The following is a 24,386-nucleotide window of genomic DNA, read 5'->3' as shown; positions in this document are numbered from 1 at the left end:
TGGAAAACATTTATTGACCGACCGGCCGGTCGGTTTATAATGCGTTCCATATCCCCATATGCCGCGGAGGCCTTCCTCTATGTATACGCAAGCCATCGATCTGGCCGGCAACAGCCCCAAGGGCGTGCGCACCCTGAGCGAGACGGAGCAGCAGCAACAAGCCCGCTTCGACGCGCGCATGGCCGCCGATCAGAAGATCGAGCCGCAGGACTACATGCCCGTCGAGTACCGCAAGACGCTCGTGCGCCAGATTTCGCAGCACGCGCACTCGGAAGTCGTCGGCATGCTGCCGGAAGGCAACTGGATTTCGCGCGCCCCCAGCCTCAAGCGCAAAGCGATCCTGTTGGCCAAGGTGCAGGACGAAGCCGGCCACGGTCTCTATCTCTATTCCGCCGCTGAAACCCTCGGCACGTCGCGCGACCAGATGATCGACGCGCTGCACTCGGGCAAGGCCAAGTACTCCAGCATCTTCAATTACCCCACGCTCACGTGGGCCGACGTCGGCGTGATCGGCTGGCTGGTCGATGGCGCCGCCATCATGAACCAAGTGCCGCTGTGCCGCTGCTCATATGGCCCGTATGCGCGCGCGATGATCCGCGTCTGTAAGGAAGAGTCGTTCCATCAGCGTCAGGGCTTCGACGCCCTGCTCTCGATGATGAACGGCACGCAGGCCCAGCGCGACATGGTGCAGGAAGCCGTCAACCGCTGGTGGTGGCCGGTGCTGATGATGTTCGGCCCGAGCGACAAGGAATCGATCCACAGCGCGCAGACCATGAAGTGGGGCATCAAGCGCATTTCGAACGACGACCTGCGTCAGAAGTTTGTCGACGCCGCCATCGAACAAGCCCGCGTGCTCGGCGTGACCTTCCCCGATCCGGATCTGAAGTGGAACGAAGCCCGCAAGGCCCACGACTACGGCGAGATCGACTGGTCGGAATTCTGGCGTGTCGTGAACGGCGAAGGCCCGTGCAACAAGGAACGTGTGGGCACCCGCGTGGCCGCGCACGACAACGGCGCCTGGGTGCGCGACGCCGCCCTCGCCCACGCGGCGAAGCAACGTCAGCGCGCTGAAAAACAAGCCGCCTGAACAAGCTGCCCGAACCAGCCGCCCGGCCAGTCACGTGCGCCAGCGGCAACCTCACAGACACGCGGGACGCCCCGCACAGGAACGATCATGACGCAAGCAAGCAACAAGGAATGGCCCCTCTGGGAAGTGTTCGTGCGCAGCAAGATGGGCCTCGAACATAAGCACAGCGGCAGCCTGCACGCCGCCGACGCCGAAATGGCGCTGCGCATGGCGCGCGACGTGTACACGCGCCGACAGGAAGGCGTGAGCCTCTGGGTCGTGCCCTCGGCCGCCATCACGGCCTCGGCACCGGAAGACAAGGCCGAACTGTTCGACCCGGCCGCCGACAAGATCTACCGCCACCCGACCTTCTATCAGTTGCCGGAAGAAGTGAACCACATGTAAGTGGCTGCGCGCCGTCTGTCACGGCGCGCCCCGAGCGAGACACCAGAACATGAAACCGACGCAGGAACACCTGTCCTATCTGCTGCGCCTTGCCGACAACGCGCTGATCCTCGGTCAGCGCAACGCGGAATGGTGCGGCCACGGCCCCGTGCTCGAAGAAGACATCGCGCTCACCAACCTGAGCCTCGATCTGATCGGGCAGGCACGCATGCTCTATCAACACGCCGCCAAGCTCGAAACCGAACTGACCGGCCTCGCCAAGCAGGAAGACGACTACGCCTTCTGGCGCGACGAGTTCGCCTTCCGTAACTGGACGCTCGTCGAACTGCCGCATTACGGCCCGACCGCCGGTACCTCGGCCGCCGAGCGCGACTACGCCGTGACGATCGTGCGCAACTTCCTGTACTCGGCCCTGATGGTCGAAGTCTGGCAAGCGCTCGCGCAGTCGGGCGACGCCGAACTCGCCGCCATCGCCGCGAAGTCGGTCAAGGAAGCGCATTACCACCTGCATCACGCCCGCGACTGGCTGGTGCGCTTTGGCGACGGCACGGAAGAGTCGCACCGTCGCGCGCAGGCTGCCCTCGACTACCTGATGCCGTACATGAACGAAATCTTCAAGCGCGATGCGCTCGAAGACGCCGCGGCCGCTGCCGGCACGGGCGTGACCATGTCCGATCTGAAGGATGCATGGCAGGCCGTCGTGACCGACGCGCTCGACGAAGCCACGCTCAGCGCCCCGGCCACCGGCGCGTTCGAGAGCACGGGCAAGTTCGGCCATCACTCCGAGCACATGAGCTACCTGCTCGGCGAGATGCAGGTCATCGCGCGTCAGCATCCCGGCGCGAGCTGGTAACTGGTCACGCGACGCCCGCCATGCACACGCACCTCGACACGATCATGAATCTGCCGCTCACCCCGCCCGTCGCACCCGACGTGCTGACACCGGCATCGGAAGCCTCGCTGCCGCTCGCGTGGCAGACGCTCGAATCGGTGCCCGATCCCGAGATTCCGGTCGTGTCGATTCGCGAACTCGGCATTCTGCGCGACGTGCGCGTGGTGCAGAACGCGGATGACGTGACGTCGTTCGAGATCGTGATTACGCCGACGTACTCGGGGTGTCCGGCGATGCAACAGATCGCCGAAGACATCGACGCCGCGATGACGCGCGCGGGCCTCGGCCCGTGGCACATCAAGACCGTGCTGGCGCCCGCGTGGACCACCGACTGGATCAGCCCGGAGGCCCGCGAGAAGCTGCGCGGCTACGGCATTGCACCGCCCACGGGCGCGCATGCGGTAGCCGCCGACGCACCGCGCAAGATCACGTTCTACGGCCGCCCGAAAGACGGTGTGCCGTGCCCGCACTGCGGTTCGAGCGACACGGAAGTGGTATCGGCGTTCGGCTCGACCGCGTGCAAGGCGCATTACCGTTGCCGTACGTGCCGCGAGCCGTTCGACTACTTCAAGCCCTATTGATTGATCCGATTGATCCCGACCGGCGGGTGCCGGCGGCAAGGAAGCCCACGATGACGACCCCGCAATTCCATTCGCTGACCATTCGCGAAATCCGTCCCGAGACCGCCGACGCCATCTCGATCGCGTTCACCGTGCCGGAAGCCCTGCGCGACGCCTACCGTTTCACGCAAGGCCAGTTCCTCACGCTCAAGACGCAGATCGAAGGCGAGGAAGCCCGCCGCTCCTACTCCATTTGCGTAGGCGTTCCCGACTACGAGGCGACCGGCGAATTGCGCGTGGGTATCAAGCGCGTGCCGGGCGGCAAGTTCTCGAACTTCGCCAACGACCAGTTGAAGCCGGGCCAGCAGATCGACGTGATGACGCCGGACGGCCGCTTTTTCACGCGTCTGTCGCCTGAGCATGCCAAGCATTACGTCGGCTTTGCCGGTGGCTCGGGTATCACGCCGATGCTCGCGCTCATCAAGACGACGCTGGCTTCGGAGCCGAACAGCCAGTTCACGCTCGTGTACGGCAACCGCTCGGTGCCTGCCATCATGTTTGCCGAAGCGCTGGAAGACCTGAAGAACACGTATCTGGGCCGTCTGCGCCTGTATCACGTGCTCTCGGACGAAGCGCAGGAAGTCGAGTTGTTCAACGGCCTGCTCAATCAGGACAAGTGCTCGGCGTTTCTCGATACGCTGATCCCGCCGTCGAGCATCGACGAAGCGTTCATCTGCGGGCCGGGCCCGATGATGGATGCCGCCGAAGCCGCACTGGCCGCCGCTGGTGTCGCGAAGGAAAAGATCCACGTCGAGCGCTTCGGTGTGCCCACGTCGCAAGCCCCGGTGAAGGCGGTGGTGATCACCGACGACACGCCGATGGCCGAGCTGGTCGTCGTCATGGACGGCAAGGAACGCCGCCTGCGTCAGCCGTACGAAGGCCAGAGCATTCTCGACACGGGTCTCGCGGCCGGACTCTCGCTGCCGTACGCCTGCAAGGGCGGCGTGTGCTGCACGTGCCGCGCCAAGGTGCTCGAAGGCGAAGTGGCGATGGAAAAGAACTACACGCTGGAAGATTACGAGGTGGAACAAGGTTTCGTGCTGACGTGTCAGGCACGTCCGTTGACGGAACGCGTAGTGGTCAGCTACGACGAGCGCTAAGCCCGCCGTTGGGTGCGCAGGGCGGCGGATTCTGTTGCCGCCCGGTGCGAACGCTCCCGAACGCCACGTCATCGCAACGGGATTTGCCTTGAATTGGTGCCAATGCGTCGATTATTCCCGGCATTACGGGAGCGTCAACCCGAGGTACCGGGAATACCGTAAACTACCGGCATGAATACCATCCATGTCGTCTGTGGCGATGTCGCCGCGCAGCAGTTGCGCGCGGCGATGGCGCAAGCGCTTCGCGCCGACCCTGTCCTTGTCTTACGTGACGATCTGGCCGTTGGCCCGTTGCGCGAAATCGACGAGAACGAGCGGCAACGCGCCGCCTTCTGGCAACGTGTCGTCCCCTCCGCCGGCCGCGATTATGCGGGTGAGTTGCGCGAGGAACTGGCATCGCTGCAACGGTTGGTGGAAGGCGACAATGCGGTGGTTTGCTGGCACGGCGACAGTGCTTCCGACCAGCTCACGCTGCGGCGCGTGGCGTTCATGCTGCGCAACACCCCCGCGCGGCTGAACGAGATCGTGCTGCGCAGTACCGATCTGGCCCCGTCTGCCCAGACGGCGACGGCGCAGGATGCCAATCGCCGCACTAGCGTCGGCATGTACGCGCCGGAAGTGCTGGCCGAGCGCTTCGCCCGTATCGCCCCGATTTCGCTGCTGCGGATCGGCCGGTTGTCACTGGAATGGCGAGCGCTCAAGCAAGTGAATACCCAAGTGCGCCGCTGGGTGCACAACACCTTCGAAGGTGCGACGTTCGCCGAAATCGATGACCAGATTCTCGATCGGGCGCCGGTGACGTGGATGCCGATGGCCGCGTTTCTCGGTGAAATGATGCCGCGCGTCGAAGGTTTTTTCGCGACCGACAGTTTTCTGCTCTGGCGCTGCCGCGAACTCGGTGCGGCGGGCCGGCTCGCGTTGCGCGGCGACACCACCGTGCCCGCAGCGTGCGATCTACGACTGGAGTAACCCCCGTTTATGGCACGTACCAAGGCGCCCGACCACGAGTCGCAGCGCGAACAGATTCTCGATGTCGCCGCCGAGGCCTTTGCCCGCGCGAGCTATCCCAGCACGTCGATGTCGGAACTGGCCGCCGCCTGCGGCACGTCGAAAGCCCGTCTCTATCACTACTACGCCAGCAAGGACGCCATCCTGTTCGACCTGCTCGACCGCTACACGCAGCGGCTGATGCTGATCGTCACGGAAGTCGAAGCCCTTGGCCAGCGGCGCGGGCTCTCCGAGCGCGAAACGTTTCATGAACTGATCCGTGCGTTTCTGGACGAGTACGAAACCTCGCAGACGCGCCACATTGCGCTGCTCAACGACGTCAAATTCCTCAACGACGAACAGCGCGAAGTGGTGCTCAACCGCCAGCGCGATGTGGTCGGTGCCTTCTCCCGTCAGTTATCGCGCGCGTTCCCCGAGCGCGTGGGCAAGCCCAATCAGACGGCGCTCACGATGATGCTGTTCGGCATGATCAACTGGACCTTCACGTGGCTCAAGCCGGGCGGCCGCATGCGCTACCGCGACTTCGCCGATGAAGTGATCGGTGTGCTGGAACACGGTCTTGCCCAGCCGCTGCCCGAGACGACCGGCGCGACCGCCGCAGCGACATCGGGCTCCGCGCAGGCCTGAACACCATCGAAGTGAGCGACCACTTACGACAAAAAGGGCGAATTTCGCCCTTTCTTGTTGCTTCGCAGCAACCCCTCCCCTGATGGTCCGACGCGAACTATCGAGAAAACACGCCATTCTTCAGGCACTTAGACGTTTCCTTCCACGGCGCGCTTTTATTTCCTAGGGTTTTTACCTAGCCGTTCGGCTATAATTCTTTTGCGCCGCACAATTCAGTGCACGCTCGAAAGAACACCAAGGAATACGCCATGACTGCCCCGAACCACACGCCCGACGTCGCCCGCGCGACGGTTGCCGCCAACGAGCGGTCGAGCGTGCTGATTCGTGAGCTGACGTCGGGCGACATCCACCGCCTGCAACGCCACTTTCTGGCGCTGGGCGAAGAAGACCGCCTGCTGCGTTTCGGTCAGGCCGTCACCGACGACGTGATTACCCGCTACGTCGCCAGCCTCGACTTCTCGCGTGACAGCCTGCTCGGCGTCTACGACGACAATCTGGCGCTGGTCGCGGTCGCCCACGTGGCACAACTCCCCGAAGGCAAGAACGGCCGTGTCGCCGAATTCGGCGTCTCGGTACTGGAATCGGCTCGTGGCCGCGGCATCGGCTCGCGTCTGTTCGAACGTGCCTCCATCCACTGCCGCAACAAGCGCGTCGATACGCTCTACATGCACTGCCTGTCGCGCAACGCCCGCATGATGCGCATCGCAAAGAAGGCCGGCATGGAAATCAACTACGCCTATGGCGAAGCCGACGGTTACCTCAGCCTGCCGCCCGCCGACACGCAGTCGATGCTCTCGGAAATGATGCAGGATCAGGTCGCCGCCTTCGATTACGCGATCAAGCGTCAGGTGCGTAACGCGCGACGCCTGCTCGGTGCCATCCTGCCGAACGCCGCCTGATTCGCCTCAGACCCGCAGCACGGCAAAACAAAAAACCGGCCAAATTGGCCGGTTTCTTTTTTGTCCCGTCAAAATGACGAATCGCTGGGCATCCTGCGGTCACCGCACGGATCAGGGTAGCGGTAGCGCCGTCGTTTCTTTGAGCTGATCGAGTACGAAGCTCGTTTTCACGTCGACCACGCTGGGATGCATCAGCAGCTGCTTTTGCATGAAACGCGAAAAGTGCGTCATATCGCCGACGTGCACGCGCAGCAGATAGTCCATGTCGCCGGCCATCGCATAGCAACCGACGACCTCGGGCCACGTATCGACCACGTCGCGAAAGTGCTCGTTGACTGTGCCGCCGTCTCCGTCGCCGGGATGCCGTTTGTCGAGCCGCACGTTGACGTACGCCAGCAAGCCGAGCCCCAGCCTTGTGGGTTCCAGCAGCGCAACGTAGCCGCGAATGACGCCGGCCTCTTCCAGACGCCGGATGCGGCGCAGGCAAGGGCTCGGCGAGAGCCGCACCTGTTCGGCGATTTCGAGGTTGGATAATCGGCCATTGCTTTGCAGCAATCCGAGAATCCGGCGGTCGATCTTATCCAATTCGAGTTTTGGCACATCTCCCCCTGATTTTGATATTTATGAGCAATGATATTGCGTCAAAATACGAAAATCATAAAGTCATCACCCTGTTTACCCGATTACAAGACATTACAAGACAGTTCGGGGTAAAGACTTAGGGAATCGCGGCAGTCACGCCGCAAAGACACCCCCTGCGAACCACCCATTAAAAAAGGCGCCAGCCTCATCGGTCGGCGCCCTGTGGTGTGGGGCGGTGTCACGCGGTGGTGACGCGCTCATGGTGTGTCTGGGGCCCGGCTTCGCAGCGCCTGATGCGCTCGCGTGGGAACAGTCTGACCCCGTTAGCCGTTATGCCTGCTACGGCTTAACGGCGCTGAAATTCTCGCGGATCGATCGTGCGCTGGTCGAGCGGGCCTTCGTACCGTTGCGGCTGCTGCGTGGTGCGCAGCGGCGGCGTGACTGCCACGGTAACGGGGGTAGGTTCGGCCGCCTTGTCGCGTGCCAGTTCATCGGCGCGTGCGACGCTCACTTCCAGGGTCAGAAACGAAGCGGAAACCAGCAGGAATTTGGCGATGTTTCGTTGATTCACAGTGACTCCTTCTTTCGTGTTGCTTGGGTGCTTCCTTGCGTACTTCTTAAGCGCAATGTCGTTTTTCCATCTGTCGGGTAACGCAACTTAGTGTGCATTCTGCCCTGCCCGTTCCCGATCGCCGACAGGCGTTACACGTTGTTACCGCCGTGTCAGAAACCACCGACAAGCGTACCTTTGTCGACATAATCGCGACACAATCCCGCCATTTTGCTGCGGAATCCGAAAAACACCACGCGTCACGATGCCGCATCTGCCACCCCATATTGGGATGATGCACATCGGCGCAAAGGGAGGGTTTACGCCAGCCATATGACGTTTACGTAAACGTCATAATCCTCGCTATACTGCCCTCGATCGACAACTCGGCTGACACCGGAACAACGTCGCTACGCGGGCACGATGCCCAGCGGGCGATGGCGTGACGCCGGTGCTAACATAGTTGCGACTGGTAACAGCATCACGAAAAAAGGCCCCGCTCATGGAGTGACATCGTTCACCCATGGGACGTTAAAGAGGCCTGTGTCACCACCGCCGTCCTGCTTCACGAGAGCGGGGGGGCAGGAAGTTTTGGCGATCCCAAAATCAGTGAGAGTGAGGAGCACACCCCATGAACGCCCCCGTCAATCCGAGCTTGCTGGCCGCGCTGGAGTCGGTCACGCTCGACGACAAATACACGCTCGAGCGCGGTCGCGCTTATATGAGCGGCATTCAAGCCCTGGTCCGACTACCGATGTTGCAGCAGGCCCGCGATGCGGCCGCCGGGCTCAACACCGCCGGTTATATTTCGGGCTATCGCGGCTCGCCGCTCGGCGGTCTGGATCTGTCGCTATGGAAGGCCAAGCAGCACCTCGCCGGCCATAACATCGTCTTTCAGCCCGGTCTGAACGAAGACCTCGCGGCCACCGCCGTCTGGGGCTCTCAACAAGTCAATCTGTATCCCGCCAAGTTCGATGGCGTGTTTTCCATGTGGTACGGCAAGGGGCCCGGCGTCGACCGCTCCATGGACGTACTCAAACACGGCAACTCGGCAGGCTCGTCGAAGCACGGTGGCGTACTGGTCCTCGCCGGCGACGACCACGCGGCCAAATCCTCCACGCTCGCGCACCAGTCCGAACACGTCTTCAAGGCAGCCGGTATCCCCGTGCTGTATCCGTCGAACGTGCAGGAGTATCTCGACTACGGCCTGCATGGCTGGGCCATGAGCCGCTACTCGGGCCTGTGGGTCGCGATGAAGTGCGTGACTGACGTGGTCGAATCGTCGGCCTCGGTGATGATCGACCCGCACAACGTCGACATCCGCCTGCCGAACGACTTCATCATGCCGCCCGACGGCCTGAACATCCGCTGGCCCGATCCGCCGCTGGTGCAGGAAGCGCGGATGATCGACCACAAGTGGTACGCCGCCCTCGCCTACGTGCGCGCCAACAAGCTCGACCGCGTCACGATCGATTCCGACAACGCGCGTTTCGGCATCATGACCGGCGGCAAGGCGTATCTCGACGTGTGTCAGGCGCTCGCCGATCTGGGGCTCGACGAAGCCACGTGCCAGCGCATCGGTATCCGTCTGTACAAAGTGGGTTGTGTGTGGCCGCTCGAAGCGCAGGGTGCGCGCGCGTTTGCACAAGGCTTGCAGGAAATTCTCGTGGTCGAGGAAAAGCGTCAGATCCTCGAATATCAGATCAAGGAAGAGCTGTACAACTGGCGCGACGACGTACGCCCGCGCGTGTACGGCAAGTTCGACGAGAAGGATGGTGCCGGCGGCGAATGGTCGGTGCCGATGGCCAACTGGCTGCTGCCGGCGCACTACGAACTCTCGCCCGCACTGATTGCGAAGGCAATTGCCACCCGTCTGGAAAAATTCGAATTGCCGAGCGACGTGCGCGATCGCATCAACACGCGCCTCAAGGTCATCGAAGCCAAGGAACAGGCGCTCGCCAAGCCGCGCGTGGCCGCAGAACGCAAGCCGTGGTTCTGCTCGGGCTGCCCGCACAACACCTCGACGAACGTGCCGGAAGGCTCGCGCGCCATCGCAGGCATCGGCTGTCACTACATGACCGTGTGGATGGACCGCAAGACCGACACCTTCTCGCAGATGGGCGGCGAAGGCGTGCCTTGGATCGGTCAGGCGCCGTTCTCGTGCGACGAACACATCTTCGCGAATCTGGGCGACGGCACCTACTTCCACTCGGGCTTGCTCGCGATTCGCGCGGCGATCTCGTCGAAGGTCAACATCACCTACAAGATTCTCTACAACGACGCCGTCGCGATGACGGGCGGCCAGCCGGTCGACGGCACGTTGAGCGTGCCGCAGATCGTGGCGCAGGTGGCTGCCGAAGGCGCCGAGAAGATTGTCATCGTGACCGATGAGCCCGAGAAGTACGAGGGTGTGAAGCTCGTTGGCGATGTGCCCATCTACCATCGCAGCGAACTCGATCGCGTGCAGCGCGAACTCCGGCTGGTCAAAGGCACGACGATCCTCGTCTACGACCAGACGTGTGCCACCGAGAAGCGCCGCCGCCGCAAACGCGGTGCGTATCCCGACCCGGCCAAGCGTGTCGTGATCAACGAGGCGGTCTGCGAAGGCTGCGGCGATTGCTCGGTGAAGTCGAACTGCCTGTCGGTCGAACCGCTGGAAACGGAATTCGGCACGAAGCGCCAGATCAACCAGTCGACCTGCAACAAGGACTTCTCGTGCCTGAACGGGTTCTGCCCGAGCTTCGTGACGGTGGAAGGCGGTCAGCTGCGCAAGCCCAAGACGGCCAAGGTCGATAACGAAGGTCTGCCGCCGCTGCCGGAACCCGCGCTCCCGCAAATCACGCGTCCGTACGGCATTCTCGTCACGGGCGTGGGTGGCACGGGTGTCGTGACCATCGGCGGCCTGCTCGGCATGGCGGCGCATCTGGAAAACAAGGGCGTCACCACGCTCGACGTGACCGGCTTGGCGCAAAAGGGTGGCGCGGTGACGAGCCACGTACAGATCGCGCTGCAACCGGACGACATCCACGCCACGCGCATCGCCATGGGCGACGCACGTGTGGTGATCGGCTGCGACGCGATCACCACCGCCACCGACGACACGCTGTCGCGCGTACAGCACGGCGTGACGAACATCGTGGTGAACAGCGCCCACACGCCGACGGCCGACTTCATCCGCAACCCGAACTGGCGTTTCCCGGGATCGAGCACGGAGAACGATATCCGCGCCGCCGCCGGTGACAACGTCGATTTCGTCGATGCGAATCACCTCGCACTGCGTCTGCTCGGCGACACGATCTACACCAACCCGTTCGTGCTCGGCTTCGCGTGGCAGAAGGGCTGGGTACCGCTCTCGTACGCCGCACTCACGCGCGCCATCGAACTCAACGGCGTGTCGATCGAGAAGAACAAGCAGGCGTTCGAGTGGGGACGCCGTGCCGCGCACGATCTCGCCAGCGTACGCAAGCTCGCCCAGCAAGGGGAAACGCCGGAGTCCTCAGCCGCCGGCGGCAAGCTGATCACGCTGCACTCGCCCAAGGCGCTCGACGCGCTGATTCAACGCCGCTACGACCAACTGGTGGCGTATCAGGATCGTGCGTATGCCGAGCGCTTCAAGCAGACGGTCGATCGCGTGCGCACGGCCGAGTCGGCCATCGACAACGGCGCGTCGCAAATGCCGCTGACCGAAGCGGTTGCCCGCGCGCTCTACAAACTCATGGCCTACAAGGACGAGTACGAAGTCGCGCGCCTGTACACCGACCCGGCCTTCATGAAGAAGCTGAACGAGCAGTTCGAAGGCGACTTCTCGGTGCACTTCCACCTGGCGCCGCCGTCGCTCGCCAAGCACGACGACAAGGGGCATCTGATCAAGAAGTCCTACGGCCCGTGGATGATGAAGGCGTTCGGCGTGCTGGCGAAGTTCAAGGGCCTGCGCGGCGGCGCGTTCGACATCTTCGGCCGCACGGAAGAGCGTCGTACCGAACGTGCGCTGATCGGTGAGTACGAGGCACTGGTGAACGAGCTGATCTCGCATCTGAACGAGCGCAACACGTCGCTGGCCGTGCAACTGGCCGAGCTGCCGCAGGAGATTCGCGGCTATGGCCACGTGAAGGATCAGAACCTCGCCGCCACGCGCATCAAGTGGACGAAGCTGCTCACGCAGTTCCGCGATGGCAATGCGCATCGCGTTGCGGCTTGAAAGTCCGTTTAGTCTGAGCATGAGCCTGAGCCGATAGCATCACCTGCATCAGAAGCTGTATGAAAAATCCCGCCAGCGCGTAAGCGACTGGCGGGATTTTTTTATCCTGCACTTCCTGCACTGACAGACACGCGCACCGGATCCACCCGGCCGCGTGTCCGTCAGATCATCAACGAACCACGTTGGCAGCAGCCACGGCGGTCATGTTGATGATGCGGCGCACGGTGGCGGCCGGCGTCAGGATGTGAACCGGCTTGGCGCAGCCAAGCAGGAACGGACCGACCGTCACGCCTTCGCCGCCCGTCATCTTGAGCAGGTTGTACGTGATGTTGGCCGCTTCCACGTTCGGCATGACCAGCAGGTTGGCTTCGCCCGACAGACGCGAGGCCGGGTAAGCGGCGCGACGCACCGACTCCGACAGCGCGGCGTCGCCGTGCATTTCGCCGTCCACTTCCAGCGACGGTGCGCGGGCAGCGAGCAGTTCGCAGGCGCGCGCCATGCGTTGTGCCGATGCCGACTTCACGCTACCGAAGTTCGAGTTCGAGAGCAGCGCCACCTTCGGGGCGATACCGAAGCGCTCGATTTCCTTGGCGGCGAGCACCGTCATCTCGGCGAGTTGCTCCGAGGTCGGCGTCTCGTTCACGTACGTGTCGCTGATGAACAGGTTGCGCTTCTCAAGCATCAACAGGTTCATGGCGGCGTAGTTGCTCACGCCTTCGGCACGGCCCAGCACCTGATCGACCACGTCGAGGTGACGGTGGTACGTATCGATCATGCCGCAGATCATGCCGTCGGCTTCGCCCAGATGCACGAGGATCGAACCGATCAGCGTGTTGTCCTTGCGCATGGCGGCCTTCGCCACTTCCGGGGTCACGCCGTGACGGGCGCCCAGGTTGTGGTATTCCTGCCAGCAACGCTGATAGCGCGCGTCGTCTTCCGGATTGACGATCTCGAAATCGACGCCCGGCTTGAGCTTCGAGCCGATCTTTTGCAGACGCATTTCCACCACGGCCGGACGGCCGATGATGATCGGCTTGGCGATGCGCTCGGCCAGCACGAACTGGGCAGCACGCAGCACGCGCTCGTCTTCGCCTTCGGCAAACACGATGCGGGCAGCCGTATCGGCGGCGAAACGGGCACGCGCGGCGGCAAACACCGGACGCATGATGAAGCCCGTGCGGTAGACCGTGCCACCGAGTTGCTCGCGGTAGGCGTCCATGTCCTTGATCGGACGCGTCGCCACGCCCGAGTCCATCGCGGCTTGCGCGACGGCCGGTGCGATCTTGATGATCAGACGCGGATCGAACGGCTTCGGAATGATGTATTCCGGACCGAATTCGAGCGACTGGCCTTCATAGGCGCGCGCGACTTCTTCGCTCTGCTCTTCTTCCTGCGCCAGTTCGGCGATGGCACGCACGGTGGCGAGCTTCATCTCTTCCGTAATGGTCGTCGCGCCCACGTCGAGCGCGCCGCGGAAGATGAACGGGAAGCACAGCACGTTGTTCACCTGGTTCGGATAGTCCGAACGGCCGGTGGCCACGATGCAGTCCGGGCGAGCGGCCTTGGCGATTTCCGGGCGAATTTCCGGCTCGGGGTTGGCGAGCGCGAGAATCAGCGGGCTCGGGCCCATGGTCTTGACCATGTCGCCGGTGAGCACGCCTGCGGTCGAGCAGCCGAGGAACACGTCGGCACCGTTGCTCGCATCAGCCAGCGTGCGGGCTTCGGTCGCCACGGCGTAGCGTGCCTTGCTCTCGTCGAGCTTGTCGCGGCCGGTGTGAATCACGCCCTTCGAGTCGAGAACCAGAATGTTCTCTTTCTTCAGGCCCAGATTCACCAGCAGGTCCAGACAGGCAATCGCGGCAGCGCCGGCGCCCGAGCAGACCAGCTTCACGTTGCCGATATCCTTGCCCACGACCTTCAGGCCGTTGAGGATAGCGGCCGACGCGATGATGGCGGTACCGTGCTGATCGTCGTGGAAGACGGGGATCTTCATGCGCTCGCGCAGCTTCTTCTCGATGTAGAAGCACTCGGGCGCCTTGATGTCTTCGAGGTTGATGCCGCCGAGCGTCGGCTCGAGCATGGCGATCGCTTCGACGAGCTTGTCCGGGTCATGTTCGGCGAGTTCGATGTCGAACACGTCGATGCCGGCGAACTTCTTGAACAGGCAGCCCTTGCCTTCCATCACCGGCTTGGCGGCGAGCGGGCCGATGTTGCCCAGACCCAGCACGGCGGTACCGTTGGTGATCACGCCCACGAGGTTGCTGCGCGACGTGTAGCGATTGGCGGCGAGGGGGTCTTCGGCGATCGCTTCGCAGGCGTAGGCCACGCCCGGCGAGTAAGCCAGCGACAGATCGATCTGGTTCGACAGCGGCTTCGTCGGCGTCACCGAGATTTTGCCCGGGCGGGGAAATTCGTGGTACGCCAGAGCGCTTTCTTTCAAGTCAGGTTTGTCCATATCTCGATACCTAAATACAGGGCGACGGCCGGGCGTCGGCCACCCGAGGGTAGCGCGCAGGCACGGCAGTCTTGTGACGGATCACGGCGGGAAGAGCCAACCGGAGGGATTCGGCGATTTTGTCGCTGACGGTGTTCTTCGCTGCGCGGCGGCGTGATGGCCCCCGCTCCCCCGGGTCTTGCATACCGCGCTCGCACGCGTCAGACCAAGGGCTTGCGGCGCGCCGGACGCACCGCAGGACGCAAAGTGTACACCTTGCGCCAAAAGCTTGATGGCAGTGCACGGCAACCCGTTCTGACGGTTTACCGGGCACTGCGAATCTGTCGATTATCCTGAATCAGGAAAGCGCCTCGCCGCGACGCTCCGGAATCAGGAACAGCGTGGCGATGATGTCGAGCACATAAATGCTGGCGAGAAACACGAGCGCCATCTTGAACGAGTACGCCGCGGCCAGTGCGCCGACCGCGAGCGGGCCGAAACCGCCCACGGCACGGCCGATGTTGAACAGCACGTTCTGCGCCGTGGCGCGTGCCGCCGTCGGGTACAGCTCCGAGATCAGTGCGCCGTAGCCGCCGATCATGCCGTTCACGAACATGCCCATCACGGCCCCGCCGATCAACAGCGCGAACTGCGATTGCAACTGCGCATAGACGAACACCATCACGACAGCCCCGATCTGGTAGCCGATGAACGTCGGGCGGCGGCCGAAGCGATCGGCCAGACGGCCGAACAGCCAGATGCCGAATGCCATGCCGAGCACGGTCACTGCCGTCCACATGGCCGACTTGGTGAGCGAATAACCGAACGCCTTCGACAGATACGACGGCATCCAGATCATCAGGCCGTAATAGCCGAAGTTCTGCACGGAACACAGGATGGCCACGCCGAGACTCGCACGCGTGGTCGCGCAGTCCTTCACCAGCAGCTTGAGCGGCGCGTGTTCACGCGGCTGCTTCTGTTGTGCGATGAAGAGCTCCGGTTCGCCCAGCGTGCGGCGCATGATGAACGACACCACCGCCGGCAGCAGGCCGACCGCGAACATGCCACGCCAGCCGATGATTGGCAGCAGCACCGGCGTGAGCAACGCGGCGGCGAGCACCCCGGCTTGCCAGCCCAGCCCCACGAACGACGATGCGCGGGCACGCCGTGCCGGTGCGCAGGCTTCTGCGGCCAGCGCCATGCCGATGCCGAACTCGCCGCCCAGACCGATCCCGGCGATGGTGCGATACGCGAGCAGGTCCCAATACCCTTGGGCGAGCGCGCACATCCCGGTGAAGACCGCGAACAGCAGAATCGTCCACGACAACACGCGCACGCGGCCGTATCGATCGGAGAGCATGCCGAAGACCAGACCGCCCACGACGGCACCGATGAGTGTCCATGTCACGAGTGCGCCCGACTGCGCGCTGGTCAGCGACAGGTCAGCGGCAATCGCGGGAAGAATAAAGCCGAGAATCAGCAGGTCGAAGCCGTCCATCGCGTAACCGACGGCCGACGCCCAGAGGGCCCGGTTGGCATAACCGTTGTCTTGCGCGTGGCCCGGCACGGCGCTCGCGGCGGGGAATGACGTTGAATCGTTGGACATGTTGGCGGCTCCGGCCGGCGTATGAAATTCGGCGAGAGTGTATGCCTGTCATAAACCGTCGGCAACTGTCTCTTTTTTTGGACTCATCTATCGGGACGGATCTTTCATATGCGCCGTGCGGTCACCCTGCGCGTATGTGACGGCAAGAAAATATACGCTCCGTGCATAATTGACCGCTCGATTGCTGAATGTTGTGGCATAATTCGCGTTTAAGCGCCGGTCCGCCGTGCCGACCTGTCGCGCTGAACCTGATTTCCCCCTGCTGCCCGCACGGCGTGCAGCTATGCAAAGGATCCGCATCATGATTGGCATCGACCGCCAGGCGATCTCCGACATCACCGCCAAAATCCTGCTCGAAGTGGGCGCGGTGCATTTCAACGCTGAGAAGCCGTACATCTTCACCTCGGGCTGGGCCAGCCCGGTCTACACCGATTGCCGCAAGCTCATCTCGTACCCGCGCGTGCGCCGTACGCTGATGGACTTCGCAGAAGCCGTGCTCATCGAAGACGTCGGCTGCGAGCAGTTCGACACGGTCGCCGGCGGTGAAACCGCAGGCATTCCGTTCGCTGCGTGGATCGCCGACAAGCTGATGCTGCCGATGCAGTACGTGCGCAAAAAACCGAAGGGTTTTGGCCGCAATGCCCAGATCGAAGGCGATCTGCCGGAAGGCTCGCGCGTGCTGCTGGTCGAAGACCTGACGACCGACGGCCGCAGCAAGATCAACTTCTGCAAGGCCCTGCGCGAAGCCGGTGCGAGCGTGAACCACGTGTTCGTGATCTTCCACTACGACATCTTCCCGGAGAGCCGTCAGGTGTTGAAGGACATCGACGTGCAACTGCACTCGCTCGCGACGTGGTGGGACGTGCTGCGCGTGGCCAAGCAGCAGAACCACTTCGACACGAAGACGCTGGATGAAGTCGAGAAATTCCTGAACGCACCGGCCGAATGGTCGGGTGCGCACGGTGGCGCAACGTCCTTCCCGAAGGACTGAGCACCGTGGCAATGCCCGCAATGCCCGTAGTATTCGCTTGAGAGGCGAGGACGGCCGGCCCCGAACAGGGTCGGCCGTTTTGTTATCTGCAAGGGGAAAACCTATGTTTGCTTCGGTCGTTGCCATCAGCGTGGGCGCCGCCCTCGGGGCGCTGCTGCGCTGGGCGTTGAGCGTGCAGTTCAACGCCATTCTGCCGACCCTGCCGCTCGGCACGCTCGCCGCCAATCTCGGCGGCGGCTACCTGATCGGTGTTGCGGTCGCGCTGTTCAGCCAGTTCCCCTCGATCCCCGCCGAATGGCGGCTGCTGATCGTCACCGGCTTTCTCGGCGGCCTCACCACGTTCTCGACCTTCTCGGCGGAAGTCACGACGCTGCTGCGCGAAGGGCAACTCGGCTGGGCGTCGATGACGGTCGTCGCCCACGTGGCGGGCTCGCTTCTGATGACGCTGCTCGGCATGGCCAGTGCGACGTACCTCGTGCAGTGGATGCGGCCGGCGGCGTAACTTACCCTACGCCAGCAACATCACCAGCTTCACGTCATCGTGCCCCGAGAGCCGGAACGTCACCTGCGCGAAGTCGATCTCGCCGCGCGTCGGATGATGAAAGCCACGGCGGCCGCCTTCTCGCTCCACCACATCCTGCTGCGACCAGAGCGCTGCGAACACAGCGCACTCGCGTTGCAACGCGTCGGTCAGCGCACGCACCGGCGAATCGTCCAGATACGCGCTGCACTCGGCGCGAAACTCGGCCACCACGCGCCGCGCACGGCTCGGCCAGTCCTGAATCAAGGTCTGCGCGCCAACGTCGAGAAAGATGTAGCGCAGCAAATTCTTCGGCCCCGGCGCATCGAGCCAGCCACGGAAGATGTCGGACGCCGCGTCGTTCCACGCCAGCACATCCCAGCAGCGATCCAGCGCGTAGGCGGGTGCGGCCACGGCAGCGACGGCGGCCTGCACTTGTGCTGCCGCGTGGTGCGGCAGCGGCTCGGCACCCCGCTCGGGGTCGCGCTTGCCTGCGAGATCGAACAGGTACGAACGCTCTGCGCGCGAGAGTCGCAACGCACTCGCCACCGCCGACAACGCCCCCACCGAAATCGATACCTCGCGCGCCTGCTCGATCCACGTGTACCAAGTGGCGGACAATCCCGACAACTGCGCCACTTCCTCACGGCGCAGTCCCGGCGTGCGGCGGCGGCCGATCGGTGGCAGACCGACGGCGGCCGGGGTGAGGCGTTCGCGATGCGCGCGCAAGAAGTCGCCCAGTGCGCGGCGCTGGCTGGCAGCACCCCGGGCGTCGTCGGCGGCATGCCGCTGGGTCGTGGCGTCGGGTGAGGTCATGATAGGGGTAGTTTTCATACCAGGATAAATGGACAACTTGTACCGGTATCGACGAACCATTATCGTGAGTCACATCGAGGTTGCGCAAGCCCGAATACAGGGTCTCCCCGCTATCGGCATGCCCCGACCCGAGCCCACAAACATGACGACTGTCCATTCGAAGGAGACGCCCCGTGAGCGACGCTAATCGCCCCACTTCCTCGTCAGCGCCCCCCGCAGCGCACGACGCCCACAACGCGGTCGTCACCGGCCAGTTCGGCCCGCAGGCATCGGCGTATCTGACGAGCGCCAACCACGCGCAGGGTGCCGACCTCGAACAACTCGCGGCCATCGCCCGCGCACACCCGAACGCCCAAGTGCTCGATCTGGGTTGCGGCGCCGGTCACGTGAGCTTCTTTACCGCACCGTTTGCGGCCCGCGTCGTCGCGTACGACTTGTCTGCCGACATGCTCGGCGTCGTGGCCGGCGAAGCAGCGAAGCGCGGTTTGACGAATATCGAAACGCAACTCGGTGCGGCCGAATCGCTGCCGTTCGACGACGCGAGCTTCGACCTCGTGTTCAGCCGTTACAGCGCCCACCACTGGGCCGACGTCGGTGCCGCGTTGCGCGAGATGCGCCGCGTGTTGAAGCCGGGCGGCCGTGTCGTGATCTGTGATGTCGCCTCCACCGGCCAACCGCTGTTCGACACGTATCTTCAGGCGGTCGAAGTATTGCGCGATACGTCACACGTGCGTGATTACGCGGTGGGAGAATGGCTGACGATGGCAGCAAATGCCGGTTTCTCGGTGGCATCGCTCACGCCGCGCACGCTCGATCTCGACTTCAAGACGTGGACGACGCGCATGCGCACCCCCGAGCCGATGCAAGTCGCGATTCGCGCGTTGCAAACGGCCATGGCCGACGACGTGCGGCGACACTTCCGCATTCAGGACGACGGCTCGTTCACGCTTGATACCGTCACGCTGGAATTCATCGCCGGCTGACGACCCAAGGTTCGTCATGACGCAATGAAAATGGGGCGCTCCCGCAAGAGCGCCCCATCTTTTTTTGCCTTCGACTTCACGCGACGACTTACTGCAACAGCCGCGCGCCGTCGCCATCGTTAGCACCGCTGATTTCTGCCGCCCCGGCGAGCAGCGCCACATAGTGACGAAGCGCGCGCGTGCGGGCGTTTTCATACAGCTGCGCCGCGATGCGATCGGCCACGCGTTCGAATGGCGGCATGCGGCCTTTCACACGCCGCTCGATACGCACGACGTGAAAGCCGTAACGCGTATTCACCAGCCGTGGCAGCACGCCGAGCCGGTCACCGCAGAACAACACCAGCTCGAACTCGGGCGCGCCACTGCCGCGCGTGAGCATCCCGAGACTGCCGCCGCTTCGCCCCGAAGGACAATCCGACTCGCTCGCCGCGAGCGACTCGAAGGCAGCGGGCTCGACACGCAGCCGGTCGAGCGTCGCCTGCGCACGCGAAAGTGTGACGGAGAGCGGCACCCCGGCCGACAGCGCAAACAGAATGTGACTCGCCTGCACCTGATCGCCCACGCGGAACTGCCCCGCATGTTCGTGAAAGTACGCGCGGCACTCGGCTTCGGTGGGTCGCCGTACATGCACATCGCGGGTGAAGAGCGCATCGACAATCGCGTCGTCGCTCGCGCCGGCCATCTCAGCATCACCGAGCAACCGCAGGTCACGCACACGTTGCCGCAACAACTCGCGGCTCACGAGCGCGTGCTGGGCCGCCGTTTCCGGGTCGGCCGCGTCACGATGCTGATCGATCTCATCGGCGACGCGGCGTGCGTCGATGACAATCCCGTTGACGCTCAAAGACATGACGAACTCCTGCAAATGCTCAGAGGTCGGCGCTCACCCGCAATGACACACACTCACGTTCGCGCTCAGAACTCGTTCTGAATACGGCGGTAAGCGCGTGCCAGTTGCACGTTCGTGCGGCTCACCGATTCGGAGAACTCGCGCGCGTCGACAGTGACTTTCGGAATGGTCGCGAGATCGGTCTCGCGGCTGATGTGTGTGGTCGAGGGAATGTAGAAGTTCTCGGGAATATCGCGCCCGTCGACCACGCTGTTGTGCCGCACCACCACGCCGTCGTGCACGACGCAGTTGAACAACACCGAGTTGAAACCGATGAATACGTTGTTACCGATCACACACGGGCCATGCACGATAGAGCGATGGGCAATCGAAGTGTTCTCGCCGATGGTCACGCGTGCGCCGTCTTTCGAATGGATCACGACCCCGTCCTGAATATTGGAATTGGCGCCGATCACGATCGGCTCCATCTTGCCGCCCTCGTCGACTTCATCGGCACGCAATACGGCGTAGGGTCCGATGAAGACGTTCTCGCCGACGATGATCTTGCCGCACAAAATGGCCGTCGGATCGATGAACGAGGTTTCATGCACGACGGGGAAATCCCCGCTCGGATTCTTTCGCAACATTGATGAATGACTCCAGACCGCTCGCTCGTAAGCCCGGGCCCTGCGGACAGTCGCGTCGCGTACGTGCGCGATGCATCGCTGCCTGAAACGGCCTCGTCGGAATACGCCCTGTGGGCAAGCGGGGGAAAGGGAACACGGACAGGCGCCGTGGTACAGATTCTCTCACCGCCGCGAACGGTATAACGTTGTTGTAGGCGATGAGAGACAGAAAGGCAAATGCCCGCGATGACGGTGCGGGCAGCCGTTGCGCGCCGCACACAAGCGTGTTTAGCACGGGAAAAACGCGGTTCGCTACGCAATGACCGAAGTAATGGCCGGCGTAGCGAACGATCTGCTGAACCGCTTAGTGCGCAGCGCGCGTCGGGGCGGCTTGCGCATCGTTGGCGGTGCCCGTCGGGCGACCGCGCCAGTAGCCGGCGAGCAACGACCCGGACAGGTTGTGCCAGACCGAGAACAACGCCCCCGGCAGCGCCGCCAGCGGCGTGAAATACAACTTGCCGAGCGTGGCCGCGAGCCCCGAATTCTGCATGCCCACTTCGATGGCGAGCGTGCGGCAAATCGATTCGTCGAACCCGAGCAGACGCCCGCCCCAGTAGCCGCCGAGCAGCCCCAGACCGTTGTGCAGCACCACGCCGAGCATCACCAACGGACCCACCGTGGCAATGTTGCCCTGATTGGCACCCACCACGGCGCCGATGATCAGCACGATGGCGACCATCGAGACCAGCGGCAGATAGCTTTCGACTGCACGCACGGCACGGTTGAAGAAGCGGTTGATGAGCAACCCCGCGCCGATCGGCAGCGCGACGATTTGCAGAATCGAGAGCAGCATGCCTTCCACGTCCACCGAGATCGACGCGTCCACATACAGACGCGTGAGCAGCGGCGTGGCGAATACGCCGACGAGCGTGGACATCGCGCTGATGGTGACCGACAGCGCCACGTCGCCCCGCGCGAGATAAATCATGACGTTCGACGCCGTGCCGCTCGCGACGCTGCCCACGAGCACCATGCCGGCGGTCAGATCGGGCGGCATATGCAGCACGCGCGCGATCACCCACGCGGCCAGCGGCATCACGAGGTAGTGCAGCACCACGCCCGCGACGATCGGGGCGGGACGCGTAAAGACACGTTTGAAGTCGTCGAACGTGAGCGTGACGCCCATCGCGAACATCACGACGGTCAGCAGCGCGGTGACGTGCGGGGTGACGCCGGAGAAACTGGCTGGCGAAAAATAAGCGGCAACGGAGAGCAGCAGGGCCCACAAGGGGAACAGGCGGGTGACACGGGCGATCATGAGATCCTCGGAGAACGGAAATGCGGCGCGCGAACTGGCGAGTCCATGCGCCCTCGTTCCCTGAGAGGTCATCGCACCTGCCACACCCGGGCCGCCGGGCGCAAAAGGTTAATATTTTACTTAATTTGCGCCAGCCGCCTCTCGGGGACTCCCCGAACGGGTTCGGCATGCGCGCCAGACACGCGCGCAGCACGATGCCGCGAGGCCAAATGAAAACGGGCCTGACGAGCAAAACGCGGTTCAAACTCACCGGAGTGTTGAACCGCGAATGCATCATCAGGCCCGTGGCAAGCGCTGGCGACGCTTAATCACGTGCTTAATCACGTGCTTAATCTCGCTTCGGTTTGCCCATCAACAGGGCAGCACCGACGCCATCACGGCGTGCCGGGCGCGGCCCGCGCTGCGCGAAATCGCTGCGCTCACCGCCGCCCTGCCCGCGCGACGCATTCTGCCCGTCGCGACCTTGCCCTTGATGACCTGCGCCTTGCGTGGCACGTGCCGGGGCGCGTTGCCCTTCGACACGCTTGCCGCCGCCGACACCACCGCTACCACCGTTACCGCCACCGCCTGCGCGTTTGCCGGGTTGCGATTGATTGCCACCGAAGCCGCCACCGTTACCGTTCCCGCCGCCATTACGGCCACCGGTTGCCGCGCCGCTCGTGCGGGGTGCCGGTACGTTACGTTCGCCATTGCGTTGGCCGCCGTCGGCCGCGTGACGCGGCTTGCCGGCATCACCCTGACGCGGGGCACGGCCGTCGCGGCCACCTTCACGGGGCTCGCGCGCTTCACGCGGGGCTCGGGCCTGCTGGCCATCGCCGCGGCCGCGTCCACCACCACCGCCACCCGGCGCACCACGGCCACCCGATTGATTCTTGCGAATCGGCTGGGCGACAGCGGTCGGGTCGGGTTCGAAGCCCGGCACCACTTCCGTGTCGATCTGGCGCTTGATGAGGCGCTCGATGGCGGTGAGCAGTTGATGCTCGTCCACGCACACCAGCGACACCGCTTCGCCCTGCGCACCGGCGCGGCCGGTACGGCCGATACGGTGCACATAGTCTTCCGCCACTTCCGGCAGATCGAAGTTCACCACGTGCGGCAGTTGATCGATGTCGATACCGCGTGCCGCGATATCGGTCGCCACCAGCACTTGCAGCGTGCCGCTCTTGAACTCGGCCAGCGCGCGGGTGCGGGCACCCTGGCTCTTGTTGCCGTGAATCGCGAGGGCCGGCACACCACCCTTCGTCAGCTGTTCGGCAAGACGATTGGCACCGTGCTTGGTGCGCGTGAAGACGAGCACCTGAAACCAGTTGTTCTCGCGCACCAGATGTTCGAGCAGTTCGCGCTTGCGGTCACGGTCGACCGGGTGAATCTTCTGCGCGACCGTCTCGGCCGTGGTGTTGCGGCGAGCCACTTCGATCAGAGCGGGCGACTTCAGCAGGCCATCGGCCAGTTGCTTGATTTCGTCCGAGAACGTGGCCGAGAACAGCAGGTTCTGACGCTTTGCCGGCAACACGGCCAGCACGCGGCGGATGTCGCGAATGAAGCCCATGTCCAGCATGCGGTCGGCCTCGTCGAGCACGAGGATTTCCACGGCCGACAGGTCGACGGTTTTCTGCTGCATGTGGTCGAGCAGACGGCCCGGCGTGGCGACGAGAATATCGACACCGCGCGCCAGTTGACGCACCTGCGGCACCATCGACACGCCGCCGAATACGGTCATCGACGTGAGGGGCAGGTACTTGCCGTATTGCGTGACGCTCTCTTCGACTTGCGCGGCCAGCTCACGCGTGGGCGTGAGCACGAGGGCACGCACGCGGCGTTTGCCGTTGGCGGCAGCGGGGGCTGCACGCGACGAGAGCATTTGCAGGATAGGCAGCGTGAAGCCTGCCGTCTTGCCGGTACCGGTTTGGGCACCGGCGAGAAGATCGCCGCCTTGCAGGACAGCCGGAATCGCTTGTTGTTGAATCGGGGTCGGTTGTGTGTAGCCGAGATCGCTGACCGCACGCAGGATGTCGGCCGATAGGCCGAGCGTTTCAAAAGACATATAAAGACCAATGCGCGGACTCCACGATGTGTGTCCCCGCGCGTATCGATTGATTGTTCTTGATGGAAAGCCCGCGTCGGGCGTGCGACGCACGTCGCGCTCATTTTGGGCGACGCGTCTGAAGACGCCGGCAAGACGACCCGCCGGCTGACTATATGTGTCTAGCGGCTTGGCGGGCGAGGCCGTCGCGGGTACGGCCGTGTCTTGAAAGGGCGTAGTTTACCACGCGCCCCCTGCGCGAGTCAGGTGACATCCCATAGTGCTATCGCGAG

At 63.6% G+C, this 24,386-nt stretch carries 21 protein-coding genes; 12 read left to right on the top strand and 9 right to left on the bottom strand.

Annotated features, from left to right (window positions below; genetic code table 11):
* Positions 1-79: 79 nt before the first annotated feature.
* From paaA to PIN31009_RS24580, 8 genes are all read left to right on the top strand, one after another.
* On the top strand, positions 80-1,087 hold the full coding sequence (gene paaA / locus PIN31009_RS24615; RefSeq protein ID WP_058376421.1) for a 1,2-phenylacetyl-CoA epoxidase subunit PaaA: 1,008 nt from the start codon (positions 80-82) through the stop codon (positions 1,085-1,087).
* A gap of 87 nt (positions 1,088-1,174) precedes the next feature.
* Positions 1,175-1,471, top strand: coding sequence for a 1,2-phenylacetyl-CoA epoxidase subunit PaaB (paaB, locus tag PIN31009_RS24610; RefSeq protein WP_058376422.1), 297 nt, complete (start codon positions 1,175-1,177; stop codon positions 1,469-1,471).
* Between the two features lie 49 nt (positions 1,472-1,520).
* Positions 1,521-2,324, top strand: a complete 804-nt coding sequence (gene paaC / locus PIN31009_RS24605; RefSeq protein WP_150682428.1) for a 1,2-phenylacetyl-CoA epoxidase subunit PaaC — start codon at positions 1,521-1,523, stop codon at positions 2,322-2,324.
* A 20-nt stretch (positions 2,325-2,344) separates the two neighbouring features.
* Positions 2,345-2,944 carry a 1,2-phenylacetyl-CoA epoxidase subunit PaaD gene (gene paaD, locus PIN31009_RS24600; RefSeq protein ID WP_087721985.1) on the top strand — a complete coding sequence of 200 codons (600 nt, stop codon included), beginning with the start codon at positions 2,345-2,347 and terminating at the stop codon, positions 2,942-2,944.
* A 50-nt stretch (positions 2,945-2,994) separates the two neighbouring features.
* Positions 2,995-4,083 (top strand): 1,2-phenylacetyl-CoA epoxidase subunit PaaE, encoded by a 1,089-nt coding sequence (gene paaE / locus PIN31009_RS24595; RefSeq protein WP_150791838.1) that lies wholly within the window; start codon positions 2,995-2,997, stop codon positions 4,081-4,083.
* Between the two features lie 171 nt (positions 4,084-4,254).
* Positions 4,255-5,052, top strand: a complete 798-nt coding sequence (locus PIN31009_RS24590; RefSeq protein WP_150791837.1) for a DUF1835 domain-containing protein — start codon at positions 4,255-4,257, stop codon at positions 5,050-5,052.
* Between the two features lie 9 nt (positions 5,053-5,061).
* A complete protein-coding gene (locus PIN31009_RS24585; RefSeq protein ID WP_150791836.1) occupies positions 5,062-5,718 on the top strand; it encodes a TetR/AcrR family transcriptional regulator in 657 nt (218 codons plus the stop codon).
* A gap of 248 nt (positions 5,719-5,966) precedes the next feature.
* Positions 5,967-6,617, top strand: coding sequence for a GNAT family N-acetyltransferase (locus PIN31009_RS24580; protein WP_087691149.1), 651 nt, complete (start codon positions 5,967-5,969; stop codon positions 6,615-6,617).
* A 111-nt stretch (positions 6,618-6,728) separates the two neighbouring features.
* On the opposite strand, the gene PIN31009_RS24575 is transcribed toward PIN31009_RS24580, so the two are convergent.
* The gene (locus tag PIN31009_RS24575) at positions 6,729-7,217 is read right to left on the bottom strand and encodes an Lrp/AsnC family transcriptional regulator (RefSeq protein WP_058376428.1); all 489 of its coding nucleotides are present in this window, start codon (positions 7,215-7,217) and stop codon (positions 6,729-6,731) included.
* Between the two features lie 328 nt (positions 7,218-7,545).
* Positions 7,546-7,770, bottom strand: a complete 225-nt coding sequence (locus tag PIN31009_RS24570; RefSeq protein WP_058376429.1) for a hypothetical protein — start codon at positions 7,768-7,770, stop codon at positions 7,546-7,548.
* Between the two features lie 610 nt (positions 7,771-8,380).
* On the opposite strand from PIN31009_RS24570, the gene PIN31009_RS24565 reads away from it, so the two are divergent.
* Entirely contained in the window at positions 8,381-11,947 is a 3,567-nt protein-coding gene (locus tag PIN31009_RS24565; protein WP_150791835.1) for an indolepyruvate ferredoxin oxidoreductase family protein, read from the top strand.
* A 169-nt stretch (positions 11,948-12,116) separates the two neighbouring features.
* Here PIN31009_RS24565 and PIN31009_RS24560 read toward each other — a convergent pair whose 3' ends face one another.
* Positions 12,117-14,402 carry an NADP-dependent malic enzyme gene (locus tag PIN31009_RS24560; RefSeq protein WP_058376431.1) on the bottom strand — a complete coding sequence of 762 codons (2,286 nt, stop codon included), beginning with the start codon at positions 14,400-14,402 and terminating at the stop codon, positions 12,117-12,119.
* Between the two features lie 337 nt (positions 14,403-14,739).
* Entirely contained in the window at positions 14,740-15,987 is a 1,248-nt protein-coding gene (locus tag PIN31009_RS24555) for an MFS transporter (RefSeq protein ID WP_150791834.1), read from the bottom strand.
* 301 nt (positions 15,988-16,288) lie between these two features.
* Between PIN31009_RS24555 and PIN31009_RS24550 the strand changes: the two genes are divergently transcribed.
* Both PIN31009_RS24550 and crcB read left to right on the top strand, forming a co-directional pair.
* Positions 16,289-16,978: an orotate phosphoribosyltransferase gene (locus PIN31009_RS24550; protein ID WP_058376433.1), complete on the top strand. Its 690-nt coding sequence runs from the start codon at positions 16,289-16,291 to the stop codon at positions 16,976-16,978.
* 103 nt (positions 16,979-17,081) lie between these two features.
* Complete coding sequence (gene crcB / locus PIN31009_RS24545) at positions 17,082-17,480, top strand: fluoride efflux transporter CrcB (protein WP_150682434.1); 399 nt, start codon at positions 17,082-17,084, stop codon at positions 17,478-17,480.
* A 6-nt stretch (positions 17,481-17,486) separates the two neighbouring features.
* Here crcB and PIN31009_RS24540 read toward each other — a convergent pair whose 3' ends face one another.
* The gene (locus PIN31009_RS24540; protein ID WP_150791833.1) at positions 17,487-18,314 is read right to left on the bottom strand and encodes a helix-turn-helix transcriptional regulator; all 828 of its coding nucleotides are present in this window, start codon (positions 18,312-18,314) and stop codon (positions 17,487-17,489) included.
* 173 nt (positions 18,315-18,487) lie between these two features.
* Between PIN31009_RS24540 and PIN31009_RS24535 the strand changes: the two genes are divergently transcribed.
* A complete protein-coding gene (locus PIN31009_RS24535) occupies positions 18,488-19,297 on the top strand; it encodes a class I SAM-dependent methyltransferase (RefSeq protein WP_087721979.1) in 810 nt (269 codons plus the stop codon).
* 88 nt (positions 19,298-19,385) lie between these two features.
* On the opposite strand, the gene PIN31009_RS24530 is transcribed toward PIN31009_RS24535, so the two are convergent.
* From PIN31009_RS24530 to PIN31009_RS24515, 4 genes are all read right to left on the bottom strand, one after another.
* Positions 19,386-20,147 (bottom strand): peptidylprolyl isomerase, encoded by a 762-nt coding sequence (locus PIN31009_RS24530; protein ID WP_087691136.1) that lies wholly within the window; start codon positions 20,145-20,147, stop codon positions 19,386-19,388.
* A gap of 65 nt (positions 20,148-20,212) precedes the next feature.
* The gene (locus tag PIN31009_RS24525) at positions 20,213-20,773 is read right to left on the bottom strand and encodes a gamma carbonic anhydrase family protein (RefSeq protein ID WP_058376438.1); all 561 of its coding nucleotides are present in this window, start codon (positions 20,771-20,773) and stop codon (positions 20,213-20,215) included.
* 343 nt (positions 20,774-21,116) lie between these two features.
* Positions 21,117-22,070: a ketopantoate/pantoate/pantothenate transporter PanS gene (panS, locus tag PIN31009_RS24520; RefSeq protein WP_058376439.1), complete on the bottom strand. Its 954-nt coding sequence runs from the start codon at positions 22,068-22,070 to the stop codon at positions 21,117-21,119.
* A 328-nt stretch (positions 22,071-22,398) separates the two neighbouring features.
* A complete protein-coding gene (locus tag PIN31009_RS24515) occupies positions 22,399-24,114 on the bottom strand; it encodes a DEAD/DEAH box helicase (protein WP_150791832.1) in 1,716 nt (571 codons plus the stop codon).
* Positions 24,115-24,386: the final 272 nt, after the last annotated feature.

This window comes from Pandoraea iniqua, assembly GCF_902459685.1.
Taxonomy (GTDB): Bacteria; Pseudomonadota; Gammaproteobacteria; order Burkholderiales; family Burkholderiaceae; genus Pandoraea; species Pandoraea iniqua.
The sequence above is the reverse complement of the archived record's forward strand: the minus strand, read 5'-3'. Positions and strand labels throughout refer to the sequence as shown.